A 24,397-nucleotide genomic window follows, 5' to 3' on the forward strand; every position below is an offset into this window, starting at 1 on the left:
GATCACCTGCCGGTGGTGCCTCGTCAGTCAGACTGCGGGCTGATGCACCGAGCCAGGAATTCCACCAGGGTGGGTGTTGGCGACCAGCACCTTCCAGCACCTTCCAGCACCAGGAGACACGGTGACACCAGACGAGGCTCTCGCGGTCATAGCTGACGAGGTCGTGCGTTCAGCGTTGGAGGAGGTCATGGACAACGGGCTGTGGGACTCCTATCTAGACGCAGAACTGGCAGAGCGATCCAGCAACGCAATTCGAGCCCGCCTGCTGGAACGAGTGGCATCGAGACCAGACCCAGCTCGGCTGTCCGATGCGCTGCGGGCACACGTCCGGATCGGCCGCGAGTGAAGGTTCTCCGGGCCAAAGCGCTGACCAATGCTCCGCAGTCGAGCGCCAAGGCCAGGTAGCGGCCTGACTGACGCATCTGCGGAGCATCGGTCAGCGGCTTGGCCCGGTGCTCACCCCCGGGCGAGCGCGGCGATGACCCGGGTGGCGCTGCTGCTGAGGCCGAGCTCGTCGGTCAGGGCAGCGAAGCGGTCCGGGTCGGCCGGAGCGGTGGCCAGCAGCAGGTCGTCCTCGGACACCCCCAGCTGCGGGCGATGTCGAGCACCCGGACCTCACGGGCATCGTCGCCATGATCGAGTGCTGAAGCCGGGCGGGGTGATCCTGTGCTAATGCCCGCTCTTCTTCCCCGACCACCAGCTACCTGCAACCGCTGCTGTCGGTCACCCGGCTGCTGAGTGTCCGCTCACGGCGGCGTTCACGCGCGCTGACGTCCGCTGGCGCTACACCGCGCACGGGATGCCGAAGAACCACGTGGTGCTGGCGGTCAAACCGCTGAAGCAGCTCGGGTGCTCAGAGCCGGACGACGTGCAGCTTGGCGCGCTGCTCGAGCCGGAACTCGGGACGGTCGGCGAAGTACTCGTCCACCGCGGTCTTGCAGCCCGACCAGGCGTAGTAGTCGTCCAGCACGATCCGGCCGCCGGGGATGATCAGCGGCGCGATCCGCTGCAGGCACGTCATCGTCGACTCGTACCAGTCGCCGTCCAGGTGCGCCAGGCCGACCGGCTCGTCGAGGTCGATGGTGTCGGAGAACAGGCCCCGGACGAGCTCGACCGAGTGGGCGCCAACCTCGACGCCGCAGCGAGCGAACGACTCGGTCACCTCGCCGTAGAGGTCGTCGCGGTAGCCGTAGTAGGTGTCCCCGCCCACGCCGGCGGACCCGCCGCTGCGGATCAGCTCATAGCGCCGGTGCACGTCGTCGCCGTCCTTGTCGGTCGGCGGCGGGATCATCCCGAACACGTCGTAGACCTTCATCGGCCGCTCGGGCGACTTGGCCGCCGCCATCACGATCGCCGAGCCGCCGCGGGCCGTCCCCGCCTCGATCACCAGTCCGGGCCGGCCGCTCTGCTCCAGCTGCACCACGAGCCGGGCGAGCATCTCCAGGTCGGCGGCCTTCAGATAGCTGAGCCGCTGCTCGCGCACCCGTTCCACGGTGGCCGACACCTCGGCCGGCAGCGCGATGGTCGGGTCAGGGTCGCGGACCGAGTGCCGGGTGGCGGACAGCTCGTGCCGGACCGCGTTCAGCTCCTCGGTCAGCCGCTCAACCTGGGCTCTGGCCGTCCGGAGCCGCTTGCGGACCCGTTTCAGCTCGGCCACCTGCTGCGGGTCGGGAGTGGCTGGGACCGCTGGACTCAGCCGGCGGCGGACGCCCCGGCTGAGGCGACGGACGACGCGGGCGCCGCGCTGGACGACGTCGGACGTAGGCATCGAGGCCGCTCCTGGTGGTCTCCGTCGAGCAGGACGACGGCGATGCTAGTGCAGCCGGAGGCGCCGACCCGGGACCGCCGCGCGCTGACGGGAACGACGGTGACCGGCCGACATAGTCGCTGCGCAGAGTCGAGCTCGGTGGCCGGGCCCCCCGCTCCGTCGTAGCAGTTCCTTCGTAGCCGCTCCGTCGGTGGCGGAGCACCCCCGAGAGGACAGCAGCTGGTCAGGCGGACTGGCGCCAACCGTTCCCCCGTGGCGCGTCGGCTGGTCGACATCATCATCGACACAGTCTTCGCCAGCCTGGCTCTGGTCGGCGCCTGGCTGTCGCTGAGAGGTGCCGCGGCGGGACCGGTGCTGCTGGCGGCGGCGAGCCTGGTGGTCCCCTCGCTCCGGGCCGCCTCCTACGTCGACGCCTCCTCCGGCAACGGCGCCCTTCCCCGGTTCCAGCACCTGACCCACGTCTACCTGCGTCATGGTGACTCCGACATCCGCCGTCGTACAACCCGACGCACGCGATGTACGACGAGGTGTTCGCCGCAGGACCGTCCGCTATCCGTCGCTACGCCACCCACGGCGTCCAGATCCCGGTGGAGAAGTTCCGGATCGTCGGCCGGCCGGCGGCCGCGAGTGAAGGTTCTCCGGGCCAGAGCGCTGACCAATGCTCCGCAGTCGAGCGGTGAGGCCACGTAGCGGCCCGACGGACGCATCTGCGGAGCATGGGTCAGCGGCTTGGCCCGATGCTCACGCCCGGGCGAGCGCCGCCAGGACCCGGGTGGCGCTGCCGCTCAGCCCGAGCTCGTCGGTCAGGGCGGCGAAGCGGTCCGGGTCGGCCGGAGCGGTGGGCAGCAGCAGGTCGTCCTCGGACACGCCCAGCTGCAGGTCCCGGGCCACCCGGACGACGGTCGGCGCGACAGCGAGGTAGTCGATCGCCGCGCCCAGCTTGGACCGGACGCTGCCCGAGACCGGGCTGTCGGCCCGGCTGGCTGCGGTCAGGATGCCGTCCAGGTCGCCGTAGGAGGTGAGCAGCGAGGCCGCCGTCTTCTCCCCGATGCCAGACACGCCCGGCAGCCCGTCGGAGGCGTCGCCGCGCAGCGTGGCGTAGTCGACGTACGCGGCGGCGGGGATGCCGTACCTGGCCCGCATCCACGCGTCGTCGACCACCTCGTGCTTGCCCACCCCGCGGGCGATGTAGAGCACCCGGACCTCACGGGCGTCGTCGACGAGCTGGAACAGGTCCCGGTCACCGGTCACGACGTCGGTCGGCATCGTGCTGGTGGTCGCGAGCGTGCCGATCACGTCGTCGGCCTCGTAGTGGTCCTGGCCGACCACGGTGATCCCGAGCGCGGCCAGCACGTCGGTGATCATCGGCACCTGCGGGGCCAGCGCGTCGGGCGCGGACTCTCCGCCGCCGGAGGACGACATCTCCGCGACCACCGTGTCCCCGCCGGTCGCGACCCGGTGGGCCTTGTACGACGGGATCAGCTCGACCCGCCAGGCGGGCCGCCAGTCGTTGTCCCAGCAGCAGACCAGGTGGCTGGGGGAGTAGGTCGTGACGAGGTAGGAGATGAAGTCCAGCAGCCCCCGGACCGCGTTGACGGGCCGCCCGTCCGGCGCTCGCAAGGTGTCCGGGACGCCGTAGAACGCCCGGAAGTAGAGCGAGGCCGTGTCCAAAAGCAGCAGTCGCTGTGAGCCCATCGGGCAATCCTGGCACGATACGGCCATGGAGGACCTCGACCGGCGCATCATCGCGCTGCTGGCCCACGAGGGGCGGATGTCCTACACCGACATCGGCAAGGAGACGGGCCTGTCCACCTCGGCCGCCCAGCAGCGGGTGCGCCGGCTGGAGCAGCGCGGGGTGATCCGCGGCTACCGGGCCGTCCTGAACGCCGCCGAGCTCGGTCTGCAGGTCACCGCGTTCGTGGCCATCAAGCCTTTCGACCCCGGCCAGCCCGACGACGCGCCCGAGCGGCTCAAGCACATCCCCGAGATCATCTCCTGCTACTCCGTGGCCGGCGAGCCCAGCTATCTGCTCAAGGTGCAGGTGCCGACCATGACGGAGCTGGAGTCGCTGCTCGCCCGGATCCGTGCCGCCGGCAAGGTCTCCACCCACACCACCACCGTGCTGTCCGTGCCGTACGAGGACCGCCCGGAGATCTGGACGCCCCCGACCTGAGTACGCCAGCGCTGAGCACGGCAGACCTCAACGGCCCCGACCCGATAGCTCTCCTCGGGGGTGCCGTGCTGACCCCGGACGGCGGTCTCGACGCCACGGCCGTCGTCGTCCGGTCCGGCCGGATCGCCTACGTCGGGGACGACGCGCACGCCCGGGCGCTGGCTCCGACCGGCGCCGTCGAGATCGACCTCGAGGGTCGGCTGGTCACCCCGGCGTTCGTCGACGCCCACCTGCACACCATCCAGGTCGGCCAGGTCACCGACGGGCTCGACCTGCACGGCGCGCCCGACCGGACGGCGGTGCTCGACGCCGTCGCGGCGTACGTCCAGGACTCACCGGGCCGGCGGGTCGTGGTGGGTCAGGGCTGGGACGAGCGCCACTGGCCGGACCCCACCCCGCCGACCCGCGCCGAGCTCGACCGAGCCGCTCCGGGCGTCGCGGTCTACCTGGCCCGGGTGGACGTGCACTCCGCCGTCGTCTCCAGCGCCCTGCTCGACCGGTTGGCCGACGTCAGCGGTCTGCCGGGGTTCACTGCGGCCGGCTGGCTCACCCAGGACGCGCACCACGCCTGCCGCGGCCAGATGGACGCGCTGTTCACCGACGCCGAGCGACGGTCCGCCGCCCGGACGGCACTCGCTGCCGCGGCGGCCCTCGGGGTGGCGGCCGTGCACGAGCTGGGCGGGCCGCACCTCGGGCCGCTGGCCGACCTGGGCCGGGTCCGGGACGCGGGGGTCGAGCTGGGCGTCCGGGTGGTGGCCTACTGGGGCGAGCTGGCCGACGCCGAGGGCGAGGTGCTGGCCCGCGCCCGAGCTGCGGGCGCGGTGGGTCTGGCCGGTGACCTCTGCGTTGACGGCTCGATCGGCTCGCACACCGCCGCCCTGCGCGAGCCGTACGCGGACCATCACGGCGCCGGCGTCCGCTACCTCGACGACGACGCCATCACCGACCACCTCCTGGCCTGCACCCGGTCGGGTGTCCAGGGTGGCTTCCACTGCATCGGCGATGACGCGGTCGCGGCCACGGTGTCCGGGCTGCGGCGTGCCGCGGCCCGGCTCGGGGTCGACGCCGTCCGGGCCGTCCGGCACCGGCTGGAGCACGTCGAGATGGTCGACCCGGCCGACCTCGCCACGCTCGCGGAGCTGGGCGTGGTGGCGAGCGTCCAGCCGGCGTTCGACGCCGCCTGGGGCGGGCCCGGCGACCTGTACGGCGCCCGCCTCGGCGCCCGTGCGACGGGGATGAACCCGTTCGGCGACCTGCACCGGGCCGGGGTGCGACTGGCGCTGGGGACCGACGCCCCGGTCACCCCGCTGGCCGGCTGGGCGAGCGTCCGCGCTGCTGTCCGGCACCACCGCCCCGACCAGCGGCTGACCCTGCTGACCGCGCTGGACGCCGCCACCCGCGGCGCGCACGCCGCGGCTCGCGATGAGGAGTCCGGCCTGCTCGTCGCCGGCACCCGCGCCGACCTGGCGGTCTGGGACACCGCCGGCCTGCCCGACTTCGACGCCGACGAACCCGCTCCGGCCTGCCTGGCGACGGTCGGCGCCGGACGCGTCCTGCACGTCGACGGTGGCCTCCTGGGTAGGCTCGACCTGTGTCCGACGCCCCGATGCCCGCCCAGATAATCGGGCCAGCCCGGCTGCGTTCCCGTCCGCTGTACCGGGGCCTGGGGGCGGTGGTCGCGGGAGCGGCGCTCGGGCTGAGCTGGCAACCGTACGGCTGGTGGCCCCTGCTGTTCGTCGGGATCCCGGCGTTCACGCTGCTGGTCCGCGGCGTCCGCCCCCGCCGCTCGTTCGCGCTGGGCTACCTCTTCGGGCTGGCCCTGCTGACCGTGAGCATCAGCTGGGTGCACGTGCTCGGGGTGTGGGTGGCGGCGCTGCTGATCCTCTTCGAGGCGGTGTTCTTCGGCCTGCTGGGACTGGCGCTGAGCCTGGTCGGGCGGCTGCGGGTCTGGCCGCTGGCCGCGGCCTGCTGCTGGGTCGGGATCGAGCTCACCTACTCCCGGATCCCGTTCGGCGGCTTCGGCTGGACCCGGATCGCGTACGCGGCGGTGGACACCCCGCTCGCCGGGTTCTTCCCGCTGGTCGGCGTGGCCGGGGTCTCGTTCGTGGTGGCGCTCGCGGGCCAGCTGGTGGCTCTGGCCGTCCTGACCCTGTGGCAGCGCCGAGGACCGCTGGCGATCCGGCCCCTGTCCTGGCCGCGCACTTCCCGACGACCGGTCCTGGGTGCGCTCCTCGGTCTGCTGGCCCTGGGCCTGGCGGGCACAGCGGCGACCCGGTTCCAGGTCGAGCCGTTGGCCGGTCGCGAGGGCAGCGTCACCGTGGGCATCGTCCAGGGGAACGTCCCGGGCCGCGGGATCGAGGCCATGGGCCGGGCCCGGTCGGTCACCAACAACCACCTGGCCGAGACCATCGACCTGGCCACCAAGGCGAGGTTGGGCCAGGTGCCGCAGCCGGACTTCCTGCTCTGGCCGGAGAACTCCACCGACATCGACCCCACCCTCGACGGCCTCACCCGGGCAACCGTGCAGGCCGCCGCCGAGGTGGCGGGCGTCCCGATCCTGGTGGGCGCGGTGATGGAGGGCCCGGGCCCCGACGAACGGCAGACCACCGCACTGTGGTGGGACCCCCGCGCCGGAGTCCTCAGCCGCTACGACAAGCGCAACCTGGTGCCGTTCGGGGAGTGGATCCCCTTCCGCGCCCAGCTGCTACCGCTGGTGCCGATCCTGGCCCAGGTCGGCGCCCAGTCGATCGCCGGCACCAAGCCCGGCGTGCTCGACGTGCCCGTGGCCGGCCGGCAGATCAAGGTCGGCGACGTCATCTGCTTCGAGCTCGCCTACGACCAGACCGTCTACGAGGCCCTGACCGCGGGGGCGCAGGTCTCGATGGTGCAGAGCAACAACGCCACGTACGGCGGTACCGGTCAGATCGAGCAGCAGTTCGCGATCACCCGGGCCCGGGCGATGGAGTCGCGCCGAGAGATCGCGGTCGCCACCACGAACAGCGTCTCGGGCTACATCGACCGCCTTGGTCACGTGGTCACCCGGACCACCCAGTTCACCGCCGACGACCGGGTGGTGACCATGCCGCTGCGGACCGCGCTGACGCCGGCGGTCCGGCTCGCGCCCTGGCTCGACCGGGGCCTGTCACTGTTGGCGCTGCTCTGCTGCGCCCTGGCCGTCGTGGAGCGACGCCGAGCCGTGCGGACCGGCGGGAGCGAGGTCACACCGGCTGGCGCTGCGGGCGCCGGCGGCGAACCCCTGAAGACCGACGACGAGCTCCACCGACGAGAGGAGGCCTTGCGTGAGTGAGCCCACCCCAGCAGAGCCCACCAACCCCGAGCGGGTGCTGGTGATCATCCCGACCTACGACGAGCTCGAGAACCTGCCGCTGATCCTGGGCCGGATCCGGGCCGCCGTGCCGCAGGTCGACGTGCTGGTCGCCGACGACAGCTCCCCGGACGGTACGGGCGACCTCGCCGACGCCCTCGCGGCCGAGGACCCCCAGCTGTACGTGCTGCACCGAGCCGGCAAGGAGGGTCTCGGCGCCGCGTACCTGGCCGGCTTTGCCTGGGGTCTGGAGCGCGGCTACGACGTGCTGGTGGAGATGGACGCCGACGGCTCCCACTCACCCGAGCAGCTGCCGTCGCTGCTGGCCGCTCTCGCCGACGCCGACCTCGTGCTGGGGTCGCGGTGGGTGCCGGGTGGCTCGGTGGTCAACTGGCCGACCTCGCGCAAGATCTTGTCCCGCGGCGGCAACCTGTGGACCCGGATCTCCCTCGGCATCCCGCTGCACGACGCGACCGGCGGCTACCGCGTCTTCCGCCGCCAGACCCTGCTCGGCCTCGGTCTGGCCGACGTCGCGTCGGCGGGCTACTGCTTCCAGGTCGACCTGGCGTGGCGGGCGATCAAGGCTGGCTTCCGGGTCGTCGAGGTGCCGATCACCTTCGTCGAGCGCGAGCACGGCGTGTCCAAGATGAGCCAGCGGATCGTGGTCGAAGCGCTGCTGCTGACCACGCTCTGGGGCATCCGCCACCGCGCCGGCCAGCTGCGCCGGCTCGCCAGCCGCGCTCCCGCGGTCGCCCGGTGAAGTCCCGCAGCGGCTGGCCGTTCGTCCTGCTCGTGGTGTTGCTGATCGCCGTACCGATCCTCGAGGTCTGGCTGTTGATCCAGGTCGGTCACTGGATCGGGGTGTGGCCGACCGTCGCCGTCCTGGTCGTCGAGGCGCTGCTGGGCGCCGCACTCATGCGGCACGAGGGCCGCCGCACCTGGCGGGCCCTGTCGGAGGCTCTCGGCCGCGGCGCCGTCCCGTCCGGGGAGTTGGCAGACGCGGCGCTGGTGCTCTGCGGCGGTCTGCTGCTGATGCTGCCCGGCTTTGCCACCGACGTCCTCGGGCTGGTCTTTCTGCTGCCCTTCACCCGACCGCTGGCGCGTCGGCTGCTGACGCTGGTGCTGGCCCGCCGGCTCAGCCGGCTCGGCGTACCCGGGACGCCGCTGGCCGCTCGCGGCGACGTCATCAAGGGCGAGACGGTCGACAGCCCGCCGGCCGGTCACGACCCGACGGTCATCTCCGGGGAGATCCTCGACCGCTGAGCCCTGAGGTCTCCCACGGAACACTCGGCAGCACCCGATGCGCAACAACCGTGGCCGCCGGAGGCGACCACGGTTGTGGTTGGCCTTTGCTGAGGCTCAGGCGGTGCGCTTGCTCGGCGCGGTCCGCGAGAACGCGGTCGAGCCGAGCTCGCCGGCACGCAACAGGGTGAGCCGCTCGGCCAGCAGGTCCTCGAGCTCAGCGATGGAGCGTCGTTCCCGCAGCATGTCCCAGTGGGTGCGAACGGGCTTCTCTTCCTTCAGCACGGGACGCTCGCCGTCGGAGCGGAGCGACTCGGCTCCGCACCGCGGGCACTCCCACAGCGCCGGGATGTCGGCCTCCGCGGAGAACACCAGCGTGAAGTGGTGCTTCCGGGAGCAGTCGTACCCGACTTCCTGCCGGGCGGCGAACTCGACTCCGGCCTCGTCCTCGAAGCTCTTGGCTCCGAGTCCGGTCCCTCTCAGTGAACGATCAGCCATGACAACCTCCGTCTAGACGTCTTTTCCCCAAGCGGACAACGTCCCGGAGTGGGCCAATGTTCCACGGTCTCATCGGCCGCGTCTCCGGGCTTTCAGGCGCCCGCCGAGCTCCTCGTCGGCCGCAGCGACGACGTCGGCGGAACGACCTTCGAGAGGGCCAGCGCCCCCGCCAGCAGCACCAGTGCGATCCCCACGATACCGATCCGGTCCGAGAAGATCGCGGAGAACAACGCGAAGAGTCCCGGCGCGAGGAACGAGGCCGCGCGACCAGTGGTGGCGTAGAGGCCGAACATCTCGCCCTCCCGGCCGGGTCTGGCGACCCGGGCGAGGAACGACCGCGAGCTGGCCTGAGCCGGACCCACCCACAGGCACAGCAGCAGCCCGAAGATCCAGAACATCGTGGTGCCGGAGGCGAAGAGCAGCACGGTACAGCTGAAGAGCAGGCCGACCAGAGAGATCAGGATCACCCGCTTGGGCCCGACCCGGTCCTCGACCGCACCCATGGCCAGCGCCCCGAGCGCGGCCACCACGTTCGCGACCACGCCGAAGATCAGCACCGTCGACTGCGCCATCCCGTACACGCTGACCGCGAGGATCGCCCCGAAGGTGAACACCGCGGCCAGCCCGTCGCGGTAGAGCGCGGAGGCCAGCAGGAAGAAGACCGAGTTCCGGTCCTCGGCGTACAGCCGGCGGACGTCGGCCACCAGCAGCCGGTAGGAGCCGAGGAAGGACACCCGCCGGGTCTGCGGGCCGGCCGGCAGCTCGGGGACCGCGAAGAGGACAGGCAGCGCGAAGACGGCGAACCAGACCGCCGAGAAGACCGCGACGGTCCGGATGTTCAGGCCGCCAGCGGAGGTGACGCCGAACCAGCCGACGTCGGGAGCGATGAAGCCCACGTAGCAGATCAGCAGCAGGAAGATCCCGCCGAAGTAGCCCATCGACCAGCCGAAACCCGAGATCCGGCCGAGGGTCTCGCGGGTGGAGATCTGCGGCAGCATCGCGTTGTAGGAGACCCCGGCGAACTCCTGGAACACCGCGCCGGCCGCGAGCAGCACCAGCGCGATGAACAGGTACGACGGTTCGTTCCGGACCGAGAACAGTCCGAGCATCGTGGCCACGACCAGGCCGGTCCAGATCGCCAGGTTGCGCCGCCGGTGGCCGGACGCGTCGGAACGCTGCCCGGTGATCGGCGCGATCAGGGCGACGAGCACGCCGGCGGCGAAGCCGGAGATGCCCAGCCAGGTGTTGGCCGTCAGCCCGCCCGGTCGGGCGTCACCGACCACGCCCCGGACCACGTACGGGCCGAACACGAACGAGGTGATGACGGCGTTGAAGGCCGAAGAACCCCAGTCCCACAGCCCCCACGCCAGCACGACCCGGCGGCGAACGGGGCCTGGGGCCCGGACCGCGCCCGGAGTGACCTCCTCCACGCCGGTCACGCCCACCGCCCGCGTTCGGTGAGCACGGTCTTCAGGGTGTCGATCCGGTCGGTGAAGATGCCGTCCACGCCGAGGTCGAGCAGCCGTTCCATCTCGGCTCGGTCGTCGACGGTCCACACGTGCACCTGCTTGCCGGCCCGGTGCACGTCGGCGACCAGTCGCGGCGTCACCAGCGTCACCTCGTGGCCGCCCAGCACGTGCCGGACGGGGATCTGCAGCACCGGCGCCGGGCTCTGCAGCACCCGCGACAGCCAGGGCAGGAAGCGGTGGGCGGCGACGCCGGCCGCGCTGGCGCACGAGGCGACCGACCGCCCGGCCCGCCGCCGCAGCTCGTGCAGCCGGCGGACCCCGAACGAGCTGAGGCAGACCCGACGCTGAGCGCCGTGCTCGGCGATCGTGTCGGCCAGCAGCCGGACTGCGGCCGGGGACTTGGCGTCGATGTTGAACCGTGCGTCGGGGAAGGCGGTCAGCAGCTCGGCCAGCCGGGGGATCGGGTCGAGGCCGTGGATGCGGGCCTCGGCGATCTCGGCCGCCGACAGGTCGGAGATCTTGCCCTGGCGGTCGGTGACCCGGTCGAGACGGTCGTCGTGGAAGGCCAGCAGCACCCCGTCGGCGGTGGCGTGCACGTCGGTCTCGAAGTAGCGGTAGCCGAGCGCCGCCGCCTCGTCGAAGGCGTGCCGGCTGTTCTCCCGGTTGAGGTTGGGGGCGTAGAGAGCGCCGCCGCGGTGGGCGAAGGCCAGGAAGTCCGGACTGAAGTAGTCGTACGCGGCGGCCTGCATGGGCCCAGTATCAACCAGCGACCGCCGTCGTCGAGGGCGGTAGCCGGGTCAGACGCCGGGCAGCCTGGCCAGGACGGAGGTGACGTCGCCCGGCAGCCAGGTTGGCGCGCCCACGGCGACCAGGTAGCCGTAGCCGATGAGGCCGCAGCAGGCGAAGAACACGATCCACGCCGCCGCCTGCTGCGGGCGCGTCCAGGACCGGAAGCGGCGCAGCTGACGTTTGAACAGCTCCATCAGCCGCTGCGCCCAGACGAACTCACTCGCCCAGACGGCGAGACCGAGCAGCACGAGCGGGATCCCGCCCGGTCCGGGCAGCCAGCCGGTGGCCAGTCCGAGGCCGATCAGCAGGGCACCGAGGATGGCCACCGCGACCCGGTAGACCCGCAGCTGGTGGGCGTTACGCCGAATTCGGGCCCGCCACTTCCAGCGGTCCTCGCCCGCCTCGCGCAGCACGTGGCGGTCGGGATGGGTGCCAACGGGGTCGCCCTCGGCGACAGGTGCCTCGAGGACCGGGGAGTCCGTACGGTCGCCCGACCGCGGCTGCTCAACGTCGGGCGACATGCCACCACTCTAAGGTCGCCGGCCAAGTCGCGCCGACCAGAGCGACGGTTGTCTTGTCTTTCCCTTGCGGCAACGGAAAGTTATCAGTAGGCTTTCCATAACGGATAGGGAGTGCAGCGAGCGAGCCCTCCGGTCCGTCCCGAGGAGACACCGATGAGCCAGTCCAGCCACCCGCCGTACGACGCCGGCGACGCCCTGCGCGACGTCGACCTGGCCCGGGACGCGATCATCACCCGGGGCGCCACCCCGCCCTGGTACCACCCGGTGGTCGGGAGTGGGCTCGGCCTCCTCCTGCTGGTCGTCGGGCTCGACACGCCGCGGCTGGTGCAGGCGGTCACCCTCGCGGGCTTCACGGCCCTGCTGGGTGTCGCGGTCCGGGCCTACCGCCGCCGGAGCGGGATGCTCTTCGGTCTCCAGCAGACCACCCGCCGGGGAGCAGCGAGGCTCGCGGCGCTGGCGGTCGCGTTGTTGGTCTGCGTCGCTCTCGTCCTCGGAGGGCGCGAAGCCGGACACGCCTGGATGGTCTGGGCTGGCGCGCTGCTGGTCCCGGTGCTCTACCCGGTGCTGGGGCGGGCGTACGACCGCCAGCTCTTCCGCGACCTCCGGGCCGGTCGGGTCGAGGTCCCGAAGCAGACCGGGCGGGGCCGGTGACGGTCGAGCCGCAGTTCGACGAGGTCATCCACGCCCCCCAGCGGATCAAGGTCTGCGCCCTGCTGTCCTCGGTCGACACCCTGGAGTTCGGCGTGATCCGCGACCATCTGGGCGTCGCGGACTCGGTCGCCTCCAAGCACCTGAAGGTGCTCACCGACGCTGGGTACGTCCAGCTGACCAAGCCTCTCGGCCAGCAGGGCCGAGCGAAGACATGGGTCCGGATGACCGCCGCCGGCCGGCACGCCTTCCAGGGCCACCTGGCCGCGCTGCACCAGATGGTGGAGCAGGCCAGCGGCGCGCTGGCCCTGGACCGGCAGGATTAGCTCGCGGTCGGCGTCACGAGGGCACAATGTCGGTGGTGACGACCATCCTGTCCATCCAGTCCTCGGTCGCCTACGGCCACGTCGGCAACAGCGCCGCGACCTTTCCGCTGATGCGGATGGGGGTCGAGGTGTGGCCGGTGCTCACGGTGCACTTCTCCAACCACACGGGCTATCCGCACTGGCGGGGACCGCTGCTCAGCGCCGACGACGTGGCCGAGGTGATCCGGGGCATCGACGAACGTGGGGTGCTGGGCCGCTGCGACGCGGTGCTGTCGGGCTACCAGGGCGGTGACGACGTCGGCGCCGTGATCCTGGACGCGGTCGCGCTGGTCCGGTCCCGCAACCCGCAGGCGATCTACTGCTGCGACCCGGTGCTCGGCGACGTGGGCCGAGGGATGTACGTCCGGCCCGGTATCCCCGAGCTGATGCGCGACCGGGTGATCCGTGAGGCCCAGATCATCACGCCGAACCAGTTCGAGCTCGAGTTCCTGACCGGCCGCTCGACCACGACGATGCCGGAGGTGCTCGCCGCCGCCGACGCCGCCCGCACGCGGGGGCCCGAGATCGTGCTGGTCACCAGCGTCGTGCACACCGACGCCGACCCGGACACCATCGACATGGTCGCGGTGTCCGGCGACGGCGCCTGGGCGGTCCGGACGCCGCTGCTCGGCCGGACGTTCACCGGGGCCGGCGACCTGACCGCCGCGACCTTCCTCGCCAGCTACCTACGCTCCGGTGACGTGGCCGACGCCGTCGCCCGGACCGCGGCCGTCGTCTACGGCGTCCTGGCCGTCACCGTCGCCACCGGCGAGTCCGAGCTGCAGCTCGTGGCCGCCCAAGACGAGATCGCTCAACCCACGCGCACCTTCGAAGCGCGAAAACTCCGGTAGGCCCTACCCGACCTTCCGCGCCCGAGCGGAGCGAGGGCAGAAGACTCAGTCTCTGAAGACCTCGATGTTGGCCCCCAAGGCGTTCAGCCGGTTCGCCAGGTCCTCGTAGCCGCGGTTGATCACGTAGACGTCACGCAGCACCGACTCCCCGCGAGCAGCGAGCATGCCGAGCAGGATGCAGACGGCCGGCCGCAGCGCGGGCGGGCAGACCACCTGCGTGCCACGCCAGCGGGTCGGACCTTCGACGATCACCCGGTGCGGGTCGAGCAGCTGAACCCGAGCCCCGAGCCGGTTCAGCTCGGTCAGGTAGATGGCGCGGTTCTCGTACACCCAGTCGTGGATGACGGTCTTGCCCTCGGCGGTCGCGGCGATGACGGCGAAGAAGGGCAGGTTGTCGATGTTCAGACCGGGGAACGGCATCGGGTGGATCTTGTCGATGGGGGAGCGCAGCTTCGAGGGGCGGATGCTGAGGTCGACCAGCCGGGTGTGCCCGTTCGCGGCCACGTACTCGTCGCTGAGGGTGAAGTCCAGGCCCATCTCCTCCAGGATCGCCAGCTCGATCTCGAGGAACTCGATCGGCGCCCGCTGGATCGTCATCTCCGACTGGGTGACGATCGCCGCCGTCAGCAGGCTCATCGCCTCGATCGGGTCCTCCGACGGCGCGAACTCGACGTCGGTGTTGATGCTCTCCACCCCGTGCACCCGCAGCGTGGTGGTGCCGATGCCGTCGATCTCCACGCCGAGGTGGGTGAGGAAGACGCAGAGGTCCTGGACCATGTAGTTCGAGCTCGCGTTGCGTAGCACGGTGACCCCGCGCGACAGCGCCGCCGCCAGCAGGGCGTTCTCGGTGACCGTGTCGCCGCGCTGGGTCAAGGTGATCGGGCGGACGGGCTCGACCGTCTCGTCGACGGTGCACTGGTAGTAGCCGTCGGTCGAGACCACGTCGAGACCGAAGCGGCGCAGCACCTGCAGGTGCGGCTCGATGGTGCGCACGCCGAGGTCGCAACCACCCGCGTACGGCAGGTTGAACGACGGGTAGGAGTGCAGCAGCGGACCGAGGAACATGATCACGCTGCGGGTACGCCGCGCGGCCTCGACGTCCATGGCGCCCAGGTCCAGCTCGTCGGGACGGATCAGCTCGAGGTCGCTGCCGGCGTTCAGCCAGGTCGCCCGGACGCCGATGCTGGTCAGCACCTCGAGGATGCGGTTGACCTCCTCGATCCGGGCGATCCCGCGGATGACGGTCCGGCCGCGGTTGAGCAGGCTGGCGCAGAGCAGGGCGACGGCCGCGTTCTTGGACGAGCGGACCTCGATGGTGCCGTTGAGCTTGGCCCCGCCCTGGACCCGCAGGTGCAGCGGCCCGTTCGAGCCGACCGAGATCAGCGGCGAGTCGAGGGCCTCGGCGATCCGGTTCACCATGTCCAGGCTGAGGTTCTGGTTGCCCGCCTCGATCCGGTGCACCGCACTCTGGCTGGTCCCGAGGACGTCGGCCAGCTGGGTCTGGGTCAGACCGCGGTGCTTGCGGGCGTCACGGATCAGGCCGCCGATGCGGTCCGCGTAGGTCTCAGTCACCGAGCGACGATAACTCACATGTGAGATTATTTTCGAACTCGTCGGCGTGTCGGCCCTGCCGTCGGGTGAGTGGTCGGGCCACGTTTGTCCCCCCTACAGTTGGGGCATGACCGATCACTATGACGTTGTCGTGCTGGGTGCTGGACCCGGTGGCTACGTCGCCGCCGTCCGCTGCGCCCAGCTGGGTCTGAAGACCGCCATCATCGAGCTCAAGTACTGGGGTGGCGTCTGCAACAACGTGGGCTGCATCCCCACGAAGTCGCTGCTGCGCAACGCCGAGATCGCCCACATCTTCAACCACGAGGCGAAGACGTTCGGCATCAGCGGCGACGTCACCTTCGACTTCGGTGCCGCGTTCACCCGCAGCCGCACGGTCGCGGACCGGATGGCCAAGGGCGTCCACTTCCTGATGAAGAAGAACAAGATCACCGAGATCGACGGCTGGGCCACCTTCACCGACGACCACCACGTCAGCGTCGAGGGGCCGAAGGGCACCACTGACGTGAGCTTCGACAACCTGATCGTCGCCGCCGGCGCCACCACCCGGCTGCTGCCCGGCACGAAGGTCACCGACCGGGTGGTCACCTACGAGGAGCAGATCCTCACCGCCGAGCTGCCCGAGTCGATCATCATCGCCGGTTCGGGGGCGATCGGCACCGAGTTCGCGTACGTGCTGGCCAACTACGGCGTCAAGGTCACCATCGTGGAGTTCCTCGACCGGATGCTGCCGCTGGAGGACCCGGAGATCTCCGCCGAGCTGCAGAAGCACTACAAGAAGCTCGGCGTGAAGCTCCTGCTGAGCACCAAGGTCGAGAACATCGACGACTCAGGCGACAAGGTCAAGGTGACGGTGTCACCGGCCGTCCGGACGGAGTCCGGCTCCGCCGGCGGGGGCGGCGACTCGCAGGTGCTCGAGGCCGACAAGGTGATGCAGGCGATCGGGTTCGCGCCCCGCACGCAGGGCTACGGTCTGGACAAGACCGGGGTCGAGGTCAGCGAGCGCGGTGCGATCGTCATCGACGACCACATGCGTACGAACGTCCCCCACATCTACGCCATCGGCGACGTCACCGCCAAGCTGCTGCTGGCCCACACCGCCGAGGCGCAGGGCATCGTCGCCGCCGAGACCATCGCGGGCGTCGAGACGATGCCGATCAACTACGACATGATCCCGCGGGCCACCTACTGCCAGCCGCAGGTGGCCTCGTTCGGGTACACCGAGGCTCAGGCCAAGGACAAGGGCTACGACGTCAAGGTCGCCAAGTTCCCCTTCACCGCCAACGGCAAGGCGCACGGCCTCGGCGAGGCCGTCGGCTTCGTCAAGATGGTCGCCGACGCCAAGTACGGCGAGATCCTCGGCGTCCACATGATCGGACCGGACGTCACCGAGCTGCTGCCCGAGCTCACCCTGGCTCAGCTCTGGGACCTGACGGCCGAGGAGGTGGCGCGCAACATCCACGCCCACCCGACCCTGTCCGAGGCCATGCTCGAGGTCTCGCACGGTATCTCCGGCCACATGATCAACTTCTGATCATGATCAACTGAGCATGATCAACTTCTGACCATGATCAACTTCTGACCATGATCAACTGAGCATGATCAACGTCGCGGCGTGGGGGCTGACCCCGGCGGCCGCGGCCACTATCTGCAGGGTCGGCTGGGTCGGCGACCTGGCGGTCAGGCTACCGGGGGACCGCCCGGACCCGTCCGCCCGCAGCCCTAGAATCGGGCCAGCCGTACGGCTGGCCGGCACGACGTCGAGGAGGACCATGAGCGCGCCCGAGCGCCCGCTGCGCAAGCTCGGTTTCCTGACGATCGGCGTCTTCGACGAGCACGCCCCCGGCGCGGGCCACGAGAACACCCTGCAGGTCATCGAGCTCGGCGAGCAGCTCGGCTTTGACAGCGTCTGGCTGCGGCACCGCCATCTGCAGTTCGGCATCTCCTCACCGGTCGCGGTGCTGGCGGCGGCCTCGCAGCGGACGACGCGGATCACCTTCGGCACCGCCGTCACCCCCCTCGGCGCGGAGAACCCGTTCCGGCTGGCCGAGGACCTGGCGACGGTCGACGTGTTGTCTGGCGGCCGGCTCAACCCGGGGTTCAGCGTCGGCACGCCGATGGGCTACGAGCGCTACCGCGAGGCTCTCTATCCCGACACCTGGGAGAACGAGGACCTGAGCGCGACCCGCCTCCTCCGGCTGCTGGCCCACCTGCGGGGCGAACCGGTCACCAGCGGCCCCAGCCAGGAGGGCTTCGAGGCCTTCTCCGACCACGTCCAGCCGCACGCGCCGGGCCTCGCCGACCGGGTCTGGTACGGCGGCGCCGGCTTGGCGTCGGTCGAGTGGGCCGGCGACCACGGTCTCAACCTGTTGACCAGCAGCGTGATCCGGGCTGAGGAGGGCGGTGCTGATGGGGAGGGGTGGGACTTCGCCCGGATCCAGGCCGAGCACATCCGCCGCTTCCGCGCGCGGCACCCGCTCGGGGCCGACGCCCGGGTCTCCCAAGGCCTCGTCGTCATCCCGACCGATACCGCGACGCCCGAGCAGGCCAGGCGCTACGCCGCGTACGCCGAGGCTCGGCTGCCGCGGACCAGGCAACCGCTGGGTCCGGGCCGGATGTTGTTCGCGCCCGACCTCGTGGGCACCTCGGCCGAGATCGCCGAGGCCTTGCACGGTCATGCGGCCTTCCGCGAAGTGGAGGAGGTCGCGTTCGCGCTGCCCTTCACCTTCGAGCACGAGGACTACGTCCAGATCCTGACCGACATCGCCACCCGGCTCGGTCCGCAGCTGGGTTGGAGGCCGTCGACCGAGGACGGCGACGCCGAAGGAGAACGGTGACCGTGGGGACGTTCTGGTTGACCGGGGATCCCGCCGCCGACGAGCTGCTCGGCAGCGACGACAACGCGTTGCTCCTGGGGATGGTGCTCGACCAGCAGGTCCCGATGGAAAAGGCGTTCGCCGGCCCGGCCGTCATCGCCGAGCGCATGGGCGGCCGGCTCGACGTGGCCGCGATCGCCGCCATGGACGAGGACGCCTTCGTCTCGCTCTGCGCGGAGCGGCCCGCGATCCACCGGTTCCCCGGCTCGATGGGGAAGCGCGTCCACCAGGTCTGCCAGGTGCTGGTGGACGACTTCGACGCCGACGCCCGTCGGGTCTGGCAGCACGCCGCCACCGGGGACGACGTCAAGCGGGCCATCGCCGCGCTGCCCGGCTTCGGTGACCAGAAGGCGTCGATCTTCACCGCCGTGCTGGCCAAGCGCCGCGGGGTCCGGCCGCCCGGCTGGGCTGAGGCCGCCGGCGCGTACGGGGAGCCCGACTGCTTCCGTTCGGTCGCCGACGTGGTGGACGAGGAGTCGCTCGCCAAGGTGCGGGCGACGAAGCGCGCCGCCAAGGCCGCCGCCAAGCAGGGGAGTGCGGCGTGACCGTGTTGCTCGAGACCGACGCCGCCCGCGAGCTCAAGCTGCAGGAGCTCACCTACGCCGAACGGGGGGCGACCTCGGGCGCCAGGCTCCCGGCCGGGTACCACCACCTGCGGCTTGCGACGCCTATCGGTTACGGCCTCGGCCAGTTCGAGGCGGCGTCGGCTGCCCTGCTCGGTTGGCAGATGCACGACCGGGCCGGCCTGCACCCGCAGGTCTCCGACCTCCAGGTGCGGACCGGAACGGTCGCGGTCCTCAGGCTGCAGCTCGGTCCGGTGCGGTTCCGGGTGCCGGTCCGGGTCGGCGCCGTCATCGACGAGCCGACCCGCAAAGGCTTCGTCTACGGCACGCTGCCGGGCCACCCGGAGCGCGGCGAGGAGTCGTTCCTGGTCGAGCTGGAGACCGACGGCACGGTCCGCTTCACCATCGTCGCCTTCTCCCGCGCCGGCCGGTGGTTCACCCGCCTCGGCGGCCCGGTCGCGCGGGCCGCTCAGCTGCTGATGACCGAGCGCTACGTATCCGCGCTGCACACCCTCGCCCAGAGTGTCACCGACTCCCACGCTCCCTGAGACCACCGCGGTGCCTCCGCCAACACCCGGTCCGGTCGTCGAGATCCTCGCGCTGACCCCGGACGCCCTGGACGCACTCGCTCGGGGCGACCTGCCGGGCGCCCGGCGCGCGGCCGGGCTGCCCTTACCCGACGTCTTCGTGGCTGAGGGCTGGATCGGCCCCTGGCGCCGCCGCAGCGCCCAGGTTCGCGACGACCCCGACAGCGCGGGTTGGATCACCGGTGCCGTCCGGGACCAGACCACCGGTGCGGTCGTCGGCCGCGCCGGCTACCACGGGCCGCCCGATCCGGCCGGGATGGTCGAGGTCGGCTACGCCGTCCTGCCCGAGCTCCGCCGCCGCGGGTACGCCCGCGCGGCCCTGGAGCTGTTGCTCGCTCGGGCAGCGGCCGAACCGGCCGTCCGGGTCGTGCGGGCCACCATCAGGCCGGACAACCTGGCGTCGAGCGCGCTGGTCGAGCAGTACGGATTTGCGGCGGTCGGTGAACAGATCGATCCCGAGGACGGACGGGAGATCATCTACGAGCTCATCGTCTCAGCAAACACGGGGCCGTTGTGAGTATGCTGTGAGAAAGGCCGCCGCGGCCATCCTCTTTTCTTTCAGCTGCCGCTGCGACTAAACCCGCGAACAAGGACCGCTCAACGAATGGCGACCCGAGATTGTTCCGCTCGGCCGTGCGTTCTTTCTTTCGTTGGGTTCTGCGCCTGACCCTTCTACGCTTTTCAGATGCCCTCATCTCGTCGACGACCTCTTGGCCGTGCCGCGTCCGCCCTGACCTTCGTTGCGGTGAGCGTGCTGGCGGGTCTGCTGATCACCGGGCTGACCCTGCCCGGCGTGGGCGCGGCGACCTGGGCGTCCAAGGCGGCGGCGGACGAGCTGACCAACGTGCCGCTCGACCTCGACGCGCAGGCTCAGTCCCAACGCTCGCAGGTGCTCGACGCCAACGGGGACGTGCTCGCCTACTTCTACAGCGAGAACCGGGTCTACGTGGGGCTGGACAAGATCGCGCCCGTGATGCAGCAGGCGATCGTCTCCATCGAGGACCACCGCTACTACGAGCACGGCCCTATCGACCTGGTCGGAACGCTCCGCGCCTTTCTGCGGAACTCCGCGGCCGACGGGGTGACCCAGGGCGGGTCGAGCATCACCCAGCAGTACGTGAAGATGGTCCAGGTCGAGGCGGCGAAGAATGCCGGAAACGAACAGGCCGTGGCGGACGCACAGGCCGGGACGTACACCCGCAAGATCAAAGAGCTTCGCTACGCCATCTCGGTCGAGCGCTCCCTGACCAAGAACGAGATTCTCGAGCGTTATCTCAATATCGCCTACTACGGCGACGGCGCCTACGGCGTCGAGGCGGCGGCGGAACACTACTTCGACACCACGGCCGCCAAGCTGACGCTGCCCGAGGCCGCCATGCTGGCCGGCCTGGTACAGAACCCGGGCGGGCTCGACCCGGTCACCAACCCGAAGGGCGCGCAGGCTCGACGTGACGTCGTCCTCACCCGGATGGCCGAGCTCGGCGTCGTCTCCCAAGCCGCGGCCAGGAGCGCGAAGAAGGGTGGCTTCGACGACGACCAGGTGCAGTCGGTCCCCAACGGGTGCCAGCCCAGCGACTACCCGTTCCTGTGCGACTACGTCGAGCGGACGCTGCTGGGGATGCCCAGCCTCGGCGCCACCGAGGAGGCCCGGCGGAAGGCCGTCCGGCAGGGCGGGCTGACGATCGACACCGCCATCGACCCGAAGACCCAGGACGCCACGCAGAAGACCGTGAGCCGGGTGGTCGGGGCGACCGACCCGCTGATCTCGGCGATGGACCTGGTCGAGCCCGGCACCGGACGGATCCTGGCGATGGCGCAGAGCCGGCCGGTGATGGGTGCCGACGCGAAGGCGGGGGAGACCTACTGGAACTACTCGGTGCCGCCGGAGATGGGCGGCAACCAGGGCTTCCAGGCCGGCTCGACGTTCAAGGCGTTCACCGCCGCGGCGGCGCTCGAGCAGGGCATTCCGCTCTCGCAGCGCCTCGACGCACGCGAGACGATGAACTTCTCCGGCCAGTCGTTCGAGAGCTGCGACGGCACCCGCCAGGTCGGCGGTGACTGGAAGGTCAGCAACTCCACCGACACCAGCGGCGTGATGGACATGGTGCGGGCCGCCGAACGATCGGTCAACACCTACTTCGTGCAGCTCGCCCTGCAGGTCGGCATGTGCGACGTGACGAAGATGGCCGAGAAGGTCGGCGTCCAGAGCAGCACCAAGGGCTCACCGGTCAGCAGCTATGACGACAAGCCGTCCTTCACCCTCGGCACAGTCGAGGTCAGCCCACTGTCGATGGCCACCGCGTACGCGACCTTCGCCTCCGGCGGCATCCACTGCAACCCGGTGATCCTGGACAAGGTGACCGACAGCACCGGCACGTCGCTGACCGTGCCCGACGCCGGTTGCACCCAGGTGCTGTCCACCGACGTCGCGAACACGATGAACACGTTGCTGTCCAGCGTGATGACCGACGGCACCGGCATCCGCGCGGCCACCGCCGACGGGAGGCCCCAGGCGGGTAAGACCGGCACCATCGACAGCAACGCGGCCGTCTGGTTCGTCGGCTACACCCCTGAGGCGTCCGGCGCGGCGATGATCTCGGTCGACAACGAGCGCACGCCGTTCATCAAGGGCAAGGCGGATTACCGCACGAGCGGCGTCAAGAACTACACCGTGCCCTCGACCGGGCTGACCCTCGAAGGCTCCGGCAGCGGAGACTCCGGTCAGGAGATCTGGAAGCCGGCGATGGAGGCCTACCTCAAGGACCTGCCGCCAACCCCCTTCGACCCGGCGCCCGCCTCGCTGGTCTACGGTTCCGAAGCCCAGCAGGGACCTTTCGGGGACGAGTCCCGCTTCGGCCCGGACGCGGGTCCGGGTGCCGGCCCGGGTCGCGACGGGCGGCGCTGACCTAGCTGAGCTGTGTCGGTCGAGCAGCGCCTGGCGCGGCTGTGGGAAGGTGGGCCCAACGTCTACCACGCCAGAGATCTCGACCTGGTAGAGGAGTGCGAGACCTGGTGTGAACGCGGTGGCCTCGATGGGGGTGCCGCTGGCGTCGGCGGCTGCGCAGAGGGCCGGTGCGACGAGGGCGCGGAGGGCTCGGCCTTGACCGGTGCCGCGCTGTTGGGCGACATGGCAACAGATGTGCCACGCGTCGCGGCGGGAGGCGACGGCGAGGACGGCGTCGCGTTCGACAGTGAGGTAGTAGCGGGCGCTGGGCTGGGCGGTGAGCGCGGTCTGCAGGGGTGAGGGCGGCGGGAAGCGGCGGCCAGAACGAGGCGGCGGCGAGGCGGTTAGCGGCGCGGGTCAGGCCGGGGCGGAACTAGTGCTGCAGGGCTACGGTGCGCGCGCGCATCGTCATTCCCAGCGACGCGACGATCATCACGCCGGCTGCGACTAGAGCAACGATGAAGGCCGTCGGGGTCCGGCCGAGGGCGAGAAGAACGAGGGTGAGTGCGGCTCCGATGGCCGACTCGACTGCCACGGCCACAGCGAGGGATCGGATGGCACGGTGAGACTCCTGCCAGGCCGCCTCTGACTTCAGCGTCGAGGGGATACGGACTCCGAACCCGGTGAGCATGCTGGGCGGGCGCTCGAGGGTGCCCTTGGTGATCTGATGGCTTAGGGCCAGGTAGAGCACGCACACGAGGACGAGCACGGCGACGACTGTCAGGGTGGGGACAAGCATCTGTTTATACCTTCTCTGAGATGTTCGCTCTCGCTGATTGCTGGGCAGGTGGCGCGGGAGCAGTACTGGACGCGGCGGCTGCCTGGGTAGCTGTGGAGCGTAGCGAGGAGTGACGTTCTGGGCGGCTCGCTGAGCGGCGTACGAGGCGGGGGTGGAGGCGTAATTGGTCCCACAGCAAAGAAGAGGTTGCGCAGGTGACGGCGCCGATCATGATAAATCCGAAGCTGAAGAGCCCGATCATCACAACGATTCCTATGTGCAGTAGGAGGGTCAGAACCCAGGCCAGCAGCGCAGCGCGTGGTCGGGGTATGAGCAGGAGGCGGCGAGGGTGAGCTCGGCGATCATGGTGCCCCAGGAGAGGGCAAGGGCCAGTGCGGGGATAGCAGTTACGGCGTGGAACAGGGCGTTGAAGGTGCCGGCGGAGCCGAAGTACTCCATCCGCGTGACATAGTAGATTGCAGTCCCCTGATGCCACGCGTCGACGCTGAACTTCGACACCGAGCTGTCGAAGTAGATGAAAGCCATCTGAAGGCGAAGGGTCCACAGGCCAGCCCAGGTCACTCCGGCGAGGCGAGGGCTCGTCGACGGCTTCTGCCAATGCCAGGTGCGCCGGTCGCCGAGCAGGACCGGGATCAACAAGAAGGTGTAGCCCTGGGCGATCACGTCTCCTCCGTCCGGGAGGGTAGCAACGCTGGTGAAGGACAGTGACAGCCATGCGTGCAGGATCGCGGTGTAGCGGGGTGCGAAACCGCTTGCGACGATCAGAAGCCCTAGGCCGACCAGAGCGGTGGCCCAGGGCAAGGGCAGGCCTAAGCAGAACGCGGAGATGAAGCCTGGGTAGGCGTCGCACTTGCTGCCCAACGTGTCGTCGCCCACCTGGACGAACAGTGCACGCGGGGTAGTGAACAGCAGAACACTTAACTGCGCGAGCGCGATGATTGTGCGCCCGGCGCCAAGCATCGGGTTCACCAGTAACGGGCGGAACAAGCCGGGAGTGGTTGAGCTCCGGGGCGGGTCGGGGAGAGTCATTCGCCGCAGAGCGCGTCGACGAATATGACGGACTCGTCCAAGCGCCAGCCGTCGTAGTCGTGGCGAAACTGCCAAGGGACCGGTTTGGTCTGCGACAGGACGACCGGCCGCAGACGACGGGCACGACAGAGGAGTTGTATACCGGTAGGGAGGGTCGTTGCGTTGCTGCAACCACACAATCTTCGGTGACCGCTGCGCAGTCGTTCCAACTTGACTCCGGCACCCGGTTAGGCAAGCGCTGATCATTGCGCCATTCGGGATGGGACGTGGCTGCAGCAGGCCTGGGCGGCTGTGGACAAGCATGGAAGCCGGGAGTGGGGGGCTGGTGCCCGCCCCTTCAAGTCCCGGTTCGGACCGTCCTGGGCGGTTTCGGGCAGGCTGGCGCCACGCCGCCACCCCGGTCAGGGTGACGGCACGGGCCCGCATCAGCCAGTTCGCTGA

General features: G+C 70.5%; 26 protein-coding genes. 16 read left to right on the top strand and 10 right to left on the bottom strand.

The window, feature by feature from the left end; translation table 11 throughout:
• Nucleotides 1-456 precede the first annotated feature (456 nt).
• Together ACFE76_RS12735 and ACFE76_RS12740 are read right to left on the bottom strand one after the other, a co-directional pair.
• Complete coding sequence (locus ACFE76_RS12735; protein WP_375432131.1) at nucleotides 457-582, bottom strand: hypothetical protein; 126 nt, start codon at nucleotides 580-582, stop codon at nucleotides 457-459.
• A 271-nt stretch (nucleotides 583-853) separates the two neighbouring features.
• The gene (locus tag ACFE76_RS12740) at nucleotides 854-1,768 is read right to left on the bottom strand and encodes a TylF/MycF/NovP-related O-methyltransferase (RefSeq protein ID WP_375432132.1); all 915 of its coding nucleotides are present in this window, start codon (nucleotides 1,766-1,768) and stop codon (nucleotides 854-856) included.
• Nucleotides 1,769-2,283: 515 nt separating this feature from the next.
• On the opposite strand from ACFE76_RS12740, the gene ACFE76_RS12745 reads away from it, so the two are divergent.
• Nucleotides 2,284-2,448, top strand: coding sequence for a hypothetical protein (locus ACFE76_RS12745; RefSeq protein ID WP_375432133.1), 165 nt, complete (start codon nucleotides 2,284-2,286; stop codon nucleotides 2,446-2,448).
• 61 nt (nucleotides 2,449-2,509) lie between these two features.
• On the opposite strand, the gene ACFE76_RS12750 is transcribed toward ACFE76_RS12745, so the two are convergent.
• Nucleotides 2,510-3,463 carry a 5'-3' exonuclease H3TH domain-containing protein gene (locus tag ACFE76_RS12750; RefSeq protein ID WP_375432134.1) on the bottom strand — a complete coding sequence of 318 codons (954 nt, stop codon included), beginning with the start codon at nucleotides 3,461-3,463 and terminating at the stop codon, nucleotides 2,510-2,512.
• A 25-nt stretch (nucleotides 3,464-3,488) separates the two neighbouring features.
• Here ACFE76_RS12750 and ACFE76_RS12755 point away from each other — a divergent pair, with 25 nt between their 5' ends.
• From ACFE76_RS12755 to ACFE76_RS12775, 5 genes are all read left to right on the top strand, one after another.
• Entirely contained in the window at nucleotides 3,489-3,941 is a 453-nt protein-coding gene (locus ACFE76_RS12755) for an Lrp/AsnC family transcriptional regulator (protein WP_375432135.1), read from the top strand.
• Between the two features lie 65 nt (nucleotides 3,942-4,006).
• Entirely contained in the window at nucleotides 4,007-5,563 is a 1,557-nt protein-coding gene (locus ACFE76_RS12760) for an amidohydrolase (protein ID WP_375432136.1), read from the top strand.
• Nucleotides 5,533-7,248, top strand: a complete 1,716-nt coding sequence (gene lnt, locus ACFE76_RS12765) for an apolipoprotein N-acyltransferase (protein ID WP_375432137.1) — start codon at nucleotides 5,533-5,535, stop codon at nucleotides 7,246-7,248. The genes ACFE76_RS12760 and lnt overlap by 31 nt, the downstream gene beginning before the upstream one ends.
• Nucleotides 7,241-8,026 carry a polyprenol monophosphomannose synthase gene (locus ACFE76_RS12770; RefSeq protein ID WP_375432138.1) on the top strand — a complete coding sequence of 262 codons (786 nt, stop codon included), beginning with the start codon at nucleotides 7,241-7,243 and terminating at the stop codon, nucleotides 8,024-8,026. Before lnt ends, ACFE76_RS12770 begins: the two co-directional genes overlap by 8 nt.
• Complete coding sequence (locus tag ACFE76_RS12775) at nucleotides 8,023-8,529, top strand: FxsA family protein (RefSeq protein WP_375432139.1); 507 nt, start codon at nucleotides 8,023-8,025, stop codon at nucleotides 8,527-8,529. The genes ACFE76_RS12770 and ACFE76_RS12775 overlap by 4 nt, the downstream gene beginning before the upstream one ends.
• 96 nt (nucleotides 8,530-8,625) lie before the next feature.
• Here ACFE76_RS12775 and ACFE76_RS12780 read toward each other — a convergent pair whose 3' ends face one another.
• From ACFE76_RS12780 to ACFE76_RS12795, 4 genes are all read right to left on the bottom strand, one after another.
• A complete protein-coding gene (locus ACFE76_RS12780; protein ID WP_375432140.1) occupies nucleotides 8,626-9,006 on the bottom strand; it encodes an RNA polymerase-binding protein RbpA in 381 nt (126 codons plus the stop codon).
• Between the two features lie 92 nt (nucleotides 9,007-9,098).
• Nucleotides 9,099-10,445 carry an MFS transporter gene (locus ACFE76_RS12785; protein WP_375432141.1) on the bottom strand — a complete coding sequence of 449 codons (1,347 nt, stop codon included), beginning with the start codon at nucleotides 10,443-10,445 and terminating at the stop codon, nucleotides 9,099-9,101.
• Nucleotides 10,442-11,224: a glycerophosphodiester phosphodiesterase gene (locus tag ACFE76_RS12790; protein WP_375432142.1), complete on the bottom strand. Its 783-nt coding sequence runs from the start codon at nucleotides 11,222-11,224 to the stop codon at nucleotides 10,442-10,444. Before ACFE76_RS12790 ends, ACFE76_RS12785 begins: the two co-directional genes overlap by 4 nt.
• A 48-nt stretch (nucleotides 11,225-11,272) precedes the next feature.
• The gene (locus tag ACFE76_RS12795; protein ID WP_375432143.1) at nucleotides 11,273-11,785 is read right to left on the bottom strand and encodes a PGPGW domain-containing protein; all 513 of its coding nucleotides are present in this window, start codon (nucleotides 11,783-11,785) and stop codon (nucleotides 11,273-11,275) included.
• A gap of 153 nt (nucleotides 11,786-11,938) precedes the next feature.
• On the opposite strand from ACFE76_RS12795, the gene ACFE76_RS12800 reads away from it, so the two are divergent.
• Genes ACFE76_RS12800 through pdxY form a run of 3 tightly spaced genes read left to right on the top strand, consistent with a single transcriptional unit; the run spans nucleotide 11,939 to nucleotide 13,649 of the window.
• Entirely contained in the window at nucleotides 11,939-12,436 is a 498-nt protein-coding gene (locus ACFE76_RS12800; RefSeq protein WP_375432144.1) for a hypothetical protein, read from the top strand.
• Nucleotides 12,433-12,759 carry a transcriptional regulator gene (locus ACFE76_RS12805; protein ID WP_375432145.1) on the top strand — a complete coding sequence of 109 codons (327 nt, stop codon included), beginning with the start codon at nucleotides 12,433-12,435 and terminating at the stop codon, nucleotides 12,757-12,759. Before ACFE76_RS12800 ends, ACFE76_RS12805 begins: the two co-directional genes overlap by 4 nt.
• 26 nt (nucleotides 12,760-12,785) lie before the next feature.
• Nucleotides 12,786-13,649, top strand: coding sequence for a pyridoxal kinase PdxY (gene pdxY / locus ACFE76_RS12810; protein ID WP_375432146.1), 864 nt, complete (start codon nucleotides 12,786-12,788; stop codon nucleotides 13,647-13,649).
• 45 nt (nucleotides 13,650-13,694) lie between these two features.
• On the opposite strand, the gene ACFE76_RS12815 is transcribed toward pdxY, so the two are convergent.
• The gene (locus ACFE76_RS12815) at nucleotides 13,695-15,221 is read right to left on the bottom strand and encodes a helix-turn-helix domain-containing protein (RefSeq protein WP_375432147.1); all 1,527 of its coding nucleotides are present in this window, start codon (nucleotides 15,219-15,221) and stop codon (nucleotides 13,695-13,697) included.
• Between the two features lie 106 nt (nucleotides 15,222-15,327).
• On the opposite strand from ACFE76_RS12815, the gene lpdA reads away from it, so the two are divergent.
• The 7 genes from lpdA to ACFE76_RS12850 all read left to right on the top strand — a co-directional run bounded on the left by lpdA (nucleotide 15,328) and on the right by ACFE76_RS12850 (nucleotide 22,488).
• A complete protein-coding gene (gene lpdA / locus ACFE76_RS12820; protein ID WP_375432148.1) occupies nucleotides 15,328-16,752 on the top strand; it encodes a dihydrolipoyl dehydrogenase in 1,425 nt (474 codons plus the stop codon).
• Between the two features lie 238 nt (nucleotides 16,753-16,990).
• Entirely contained in the window at nucleotides 16,991-18,055 is a 1,065-nt protein-coding gene (locus tag ACFE76_RS12825) for an LLM class flavin-dependent oxidoreductase (RefSeq protein ID WP_375432149.1), read from the top strand.
• Nucleotides 18,052-18,639 carry an HhH-GPD-type base excision DNA repair protein gene (locus ACFE76_RS12830; protein WP_375432150.1) on the top strand — a complete coding sequence of 196 codons (588 nt, stop codon included), beginning with the start codon at nucleotides 18,052-18,054 and terminating at the stop codon, nucleotides 18,637-18,639. The genes ACFE76_RS12825 and ACFE76_RS12830 overlap by 4 nt, the downstream gene beginning before the upstream one ends.
• Nucleotides 18,636-19,205, top strand: a complete 570-nt coding sequence (locus tag ACFE76_RS12835) for a DUF1990 family protein (protein WP_375432151.1) — start codon at nucleotides 18,636-18,638, stop codon at nucleotides 19,203-19,205. The genes ACFE76_RS12830 and ACFE76_RS12835 overlap by 4 nt, the downstream gene beginning before the upstream one ends.
• A gap of 10 nt (nucleotides 19,206-19,215) precedes the next feature.
• Nucleotides 19,216-19,761, top strand: coding sequence for a GNAT family N-acetyltransferase (locus ACFE76_RS12840; RefSeq protein ID WP_375432152.1), 546 nt, complete (start codon nucleotides 19,216-19,218; stop codon nucleotides 19,759-19,761).
• Between the two features lie 168 nt (nucleotides 19,762-19,929).
• The gene (locus tag ACFE76_RS12845) at nucleotides 19,930-22,149 is read left to right on the top strand and encodes a transglycosylase domain-containing protein (RefSeq protein ID WP_375432153.1); all 2,220 of its coding nucleotides are present in this window, start codon (nucleotides 19,930-19,932) and stop codon (nucleotides 22,147-22,149) included.
• A 12-nt stretch (nucleotides 22,150-22,161) separates the two neighbouring features.
• Nucleotides 22,162-22,488 carry a hypothetical protein gene (locus tag ACFE76_RS12850; RefSeq protein WP_375432154.1) on the top strand — a complete coding sequence of 109 codons (327 nt, stop codon included), beginning with the start codon at nucleotides 22,162-22,164 and terminating at the stop codon, nucleotides 22,486-22,488.
• Between the two features lie 73 nt (nucleotides 22,489-22,561).
• Here ACFE76_RS12850 and ACFE76_RS12855 read toward each other — a convergent pair whose 3' ends face one another.
• Together ACFE76_RS12855 and ACFE76_RS12860 are read right to left on the bottom strand one after the other, a co-directional pair.
• Nucleotides 22,562-22,897: an SdpI family protein gene (locus ACFE76_RS12855; RefSeq protein WP_375432155.1), complete on the bottom strand. Its 336-nt coding sequence runs from the start codon at nucleotides 22,895-22,897 to the stop codon at nucleotides 22,562-22,564.
• Nucleotides 22,898-23,197: 300 nt separating this feature from the next.
• On the bottom strand, nucleotides 23,198-23,896 hold the full coding sequence (locus ACFE76_RS12860; protein ID WP_375432156.1) for a hypothetical protein: 699 nt from the start codon (nucleotides 23,894-23,896) through the stop codon (nucleotides 23,198-23,200).
• Between the last annotated feature and the right edge of the window lie 501 nt (nucleotides 23,897-24,397).

Origin of the sequence: uncultured Friedmanniella sp. (genome assembly GCF_964244005.1) — a bacterium.
Taxonomy (GTDB): Bacteria; Actinomycetota; Actinomycetes; order Propionibacteriales; family Propionibacteriaceae; genus Microlunatus.

Coding starts and splice junctions, on each gene's coding strand:
- ACFE76_RS12750 (WP_375432134.1), bottom strand. CDS start 3,463: ATGGGCTCACAGCGACTGCTGCTTTTGGACACGGCCTCGCTCTACTTC.
- ACFE76_RS12795 (WP_375432143.1), bottom strand. CDS start 11,785: ATGTCGCCCGACGTTGAGCAGCCGCGGTCGGGCGACCGTACGGACTCC.
- ACFE76_RS12780 (WP_375432140.1), bottom strand. CDS start 9,006: ATGGCTGATCGTTCACTGAGAGGGACCGGACTCGGAGCCAAGAGCTTC.
- ACFE76_RS12845 (WP_375432153.1), top strand. CDS start 19,930: ATGCCCTCATCTCGTCGACGACCTCTTGGCCGTGCCGCGTCCGCCCTG.
- ACFE76_RS12800 (WP_375432144.1), top strand. CDS start 11,939: ATGAGCCAGTCCAGCCACCCGCCGTACGACGCCGGCGACGCCCTGCGC.
- ACFE76_RS12825 (WP_375432149.1), top strand. CDS start 16,991: ATGAGCGCGCCCGAGCGCCCGCTGCGCAAGCTCGGTTTCCTGACGATC.
- ACFE76_RS12755 (WP_375432135.1), top strand. CDS start 3,489: ATGGAGGACCTCGACCGGCGCATCATCGCGCTGCTGGCCCACGAGGGG.
- lpdA (WP_375432148.1), top strand. CDS start 15,328: ATGACCGATCACTATGACGTTGTCGTGCTGGGTGCTGGACCCGGTGGC.
- pdxY (WP_375432146.1), top strand. CDS start 12,786: ATGTCGGTGGTGACGACCATCCTGTCCATCCAGTCCTCGGTCGCCTAC.
- ACFE76_RS12745 (WP_375432133.1), top strand. CDS start 2,284: ATGTACGACGAGGTGTTCGCCGCAGGACCGTCCGCTATCCGTCGCTAC.
- ACFE76_RS12740 (WP_375432132.1), bottom strand. CDS start 1,768: ATGCCTACGTCCGACGTCGTCCAGCGCGGCGCCCGCGTCGTCCGTCGC.
- ACFE76_RS12790 (WP_375432142.1), bottom strand. CDS start 11,224: ATGCAGGCCGCCGCGTACGACTACTTCAGTCCGGACTTCCTGGCCTTC.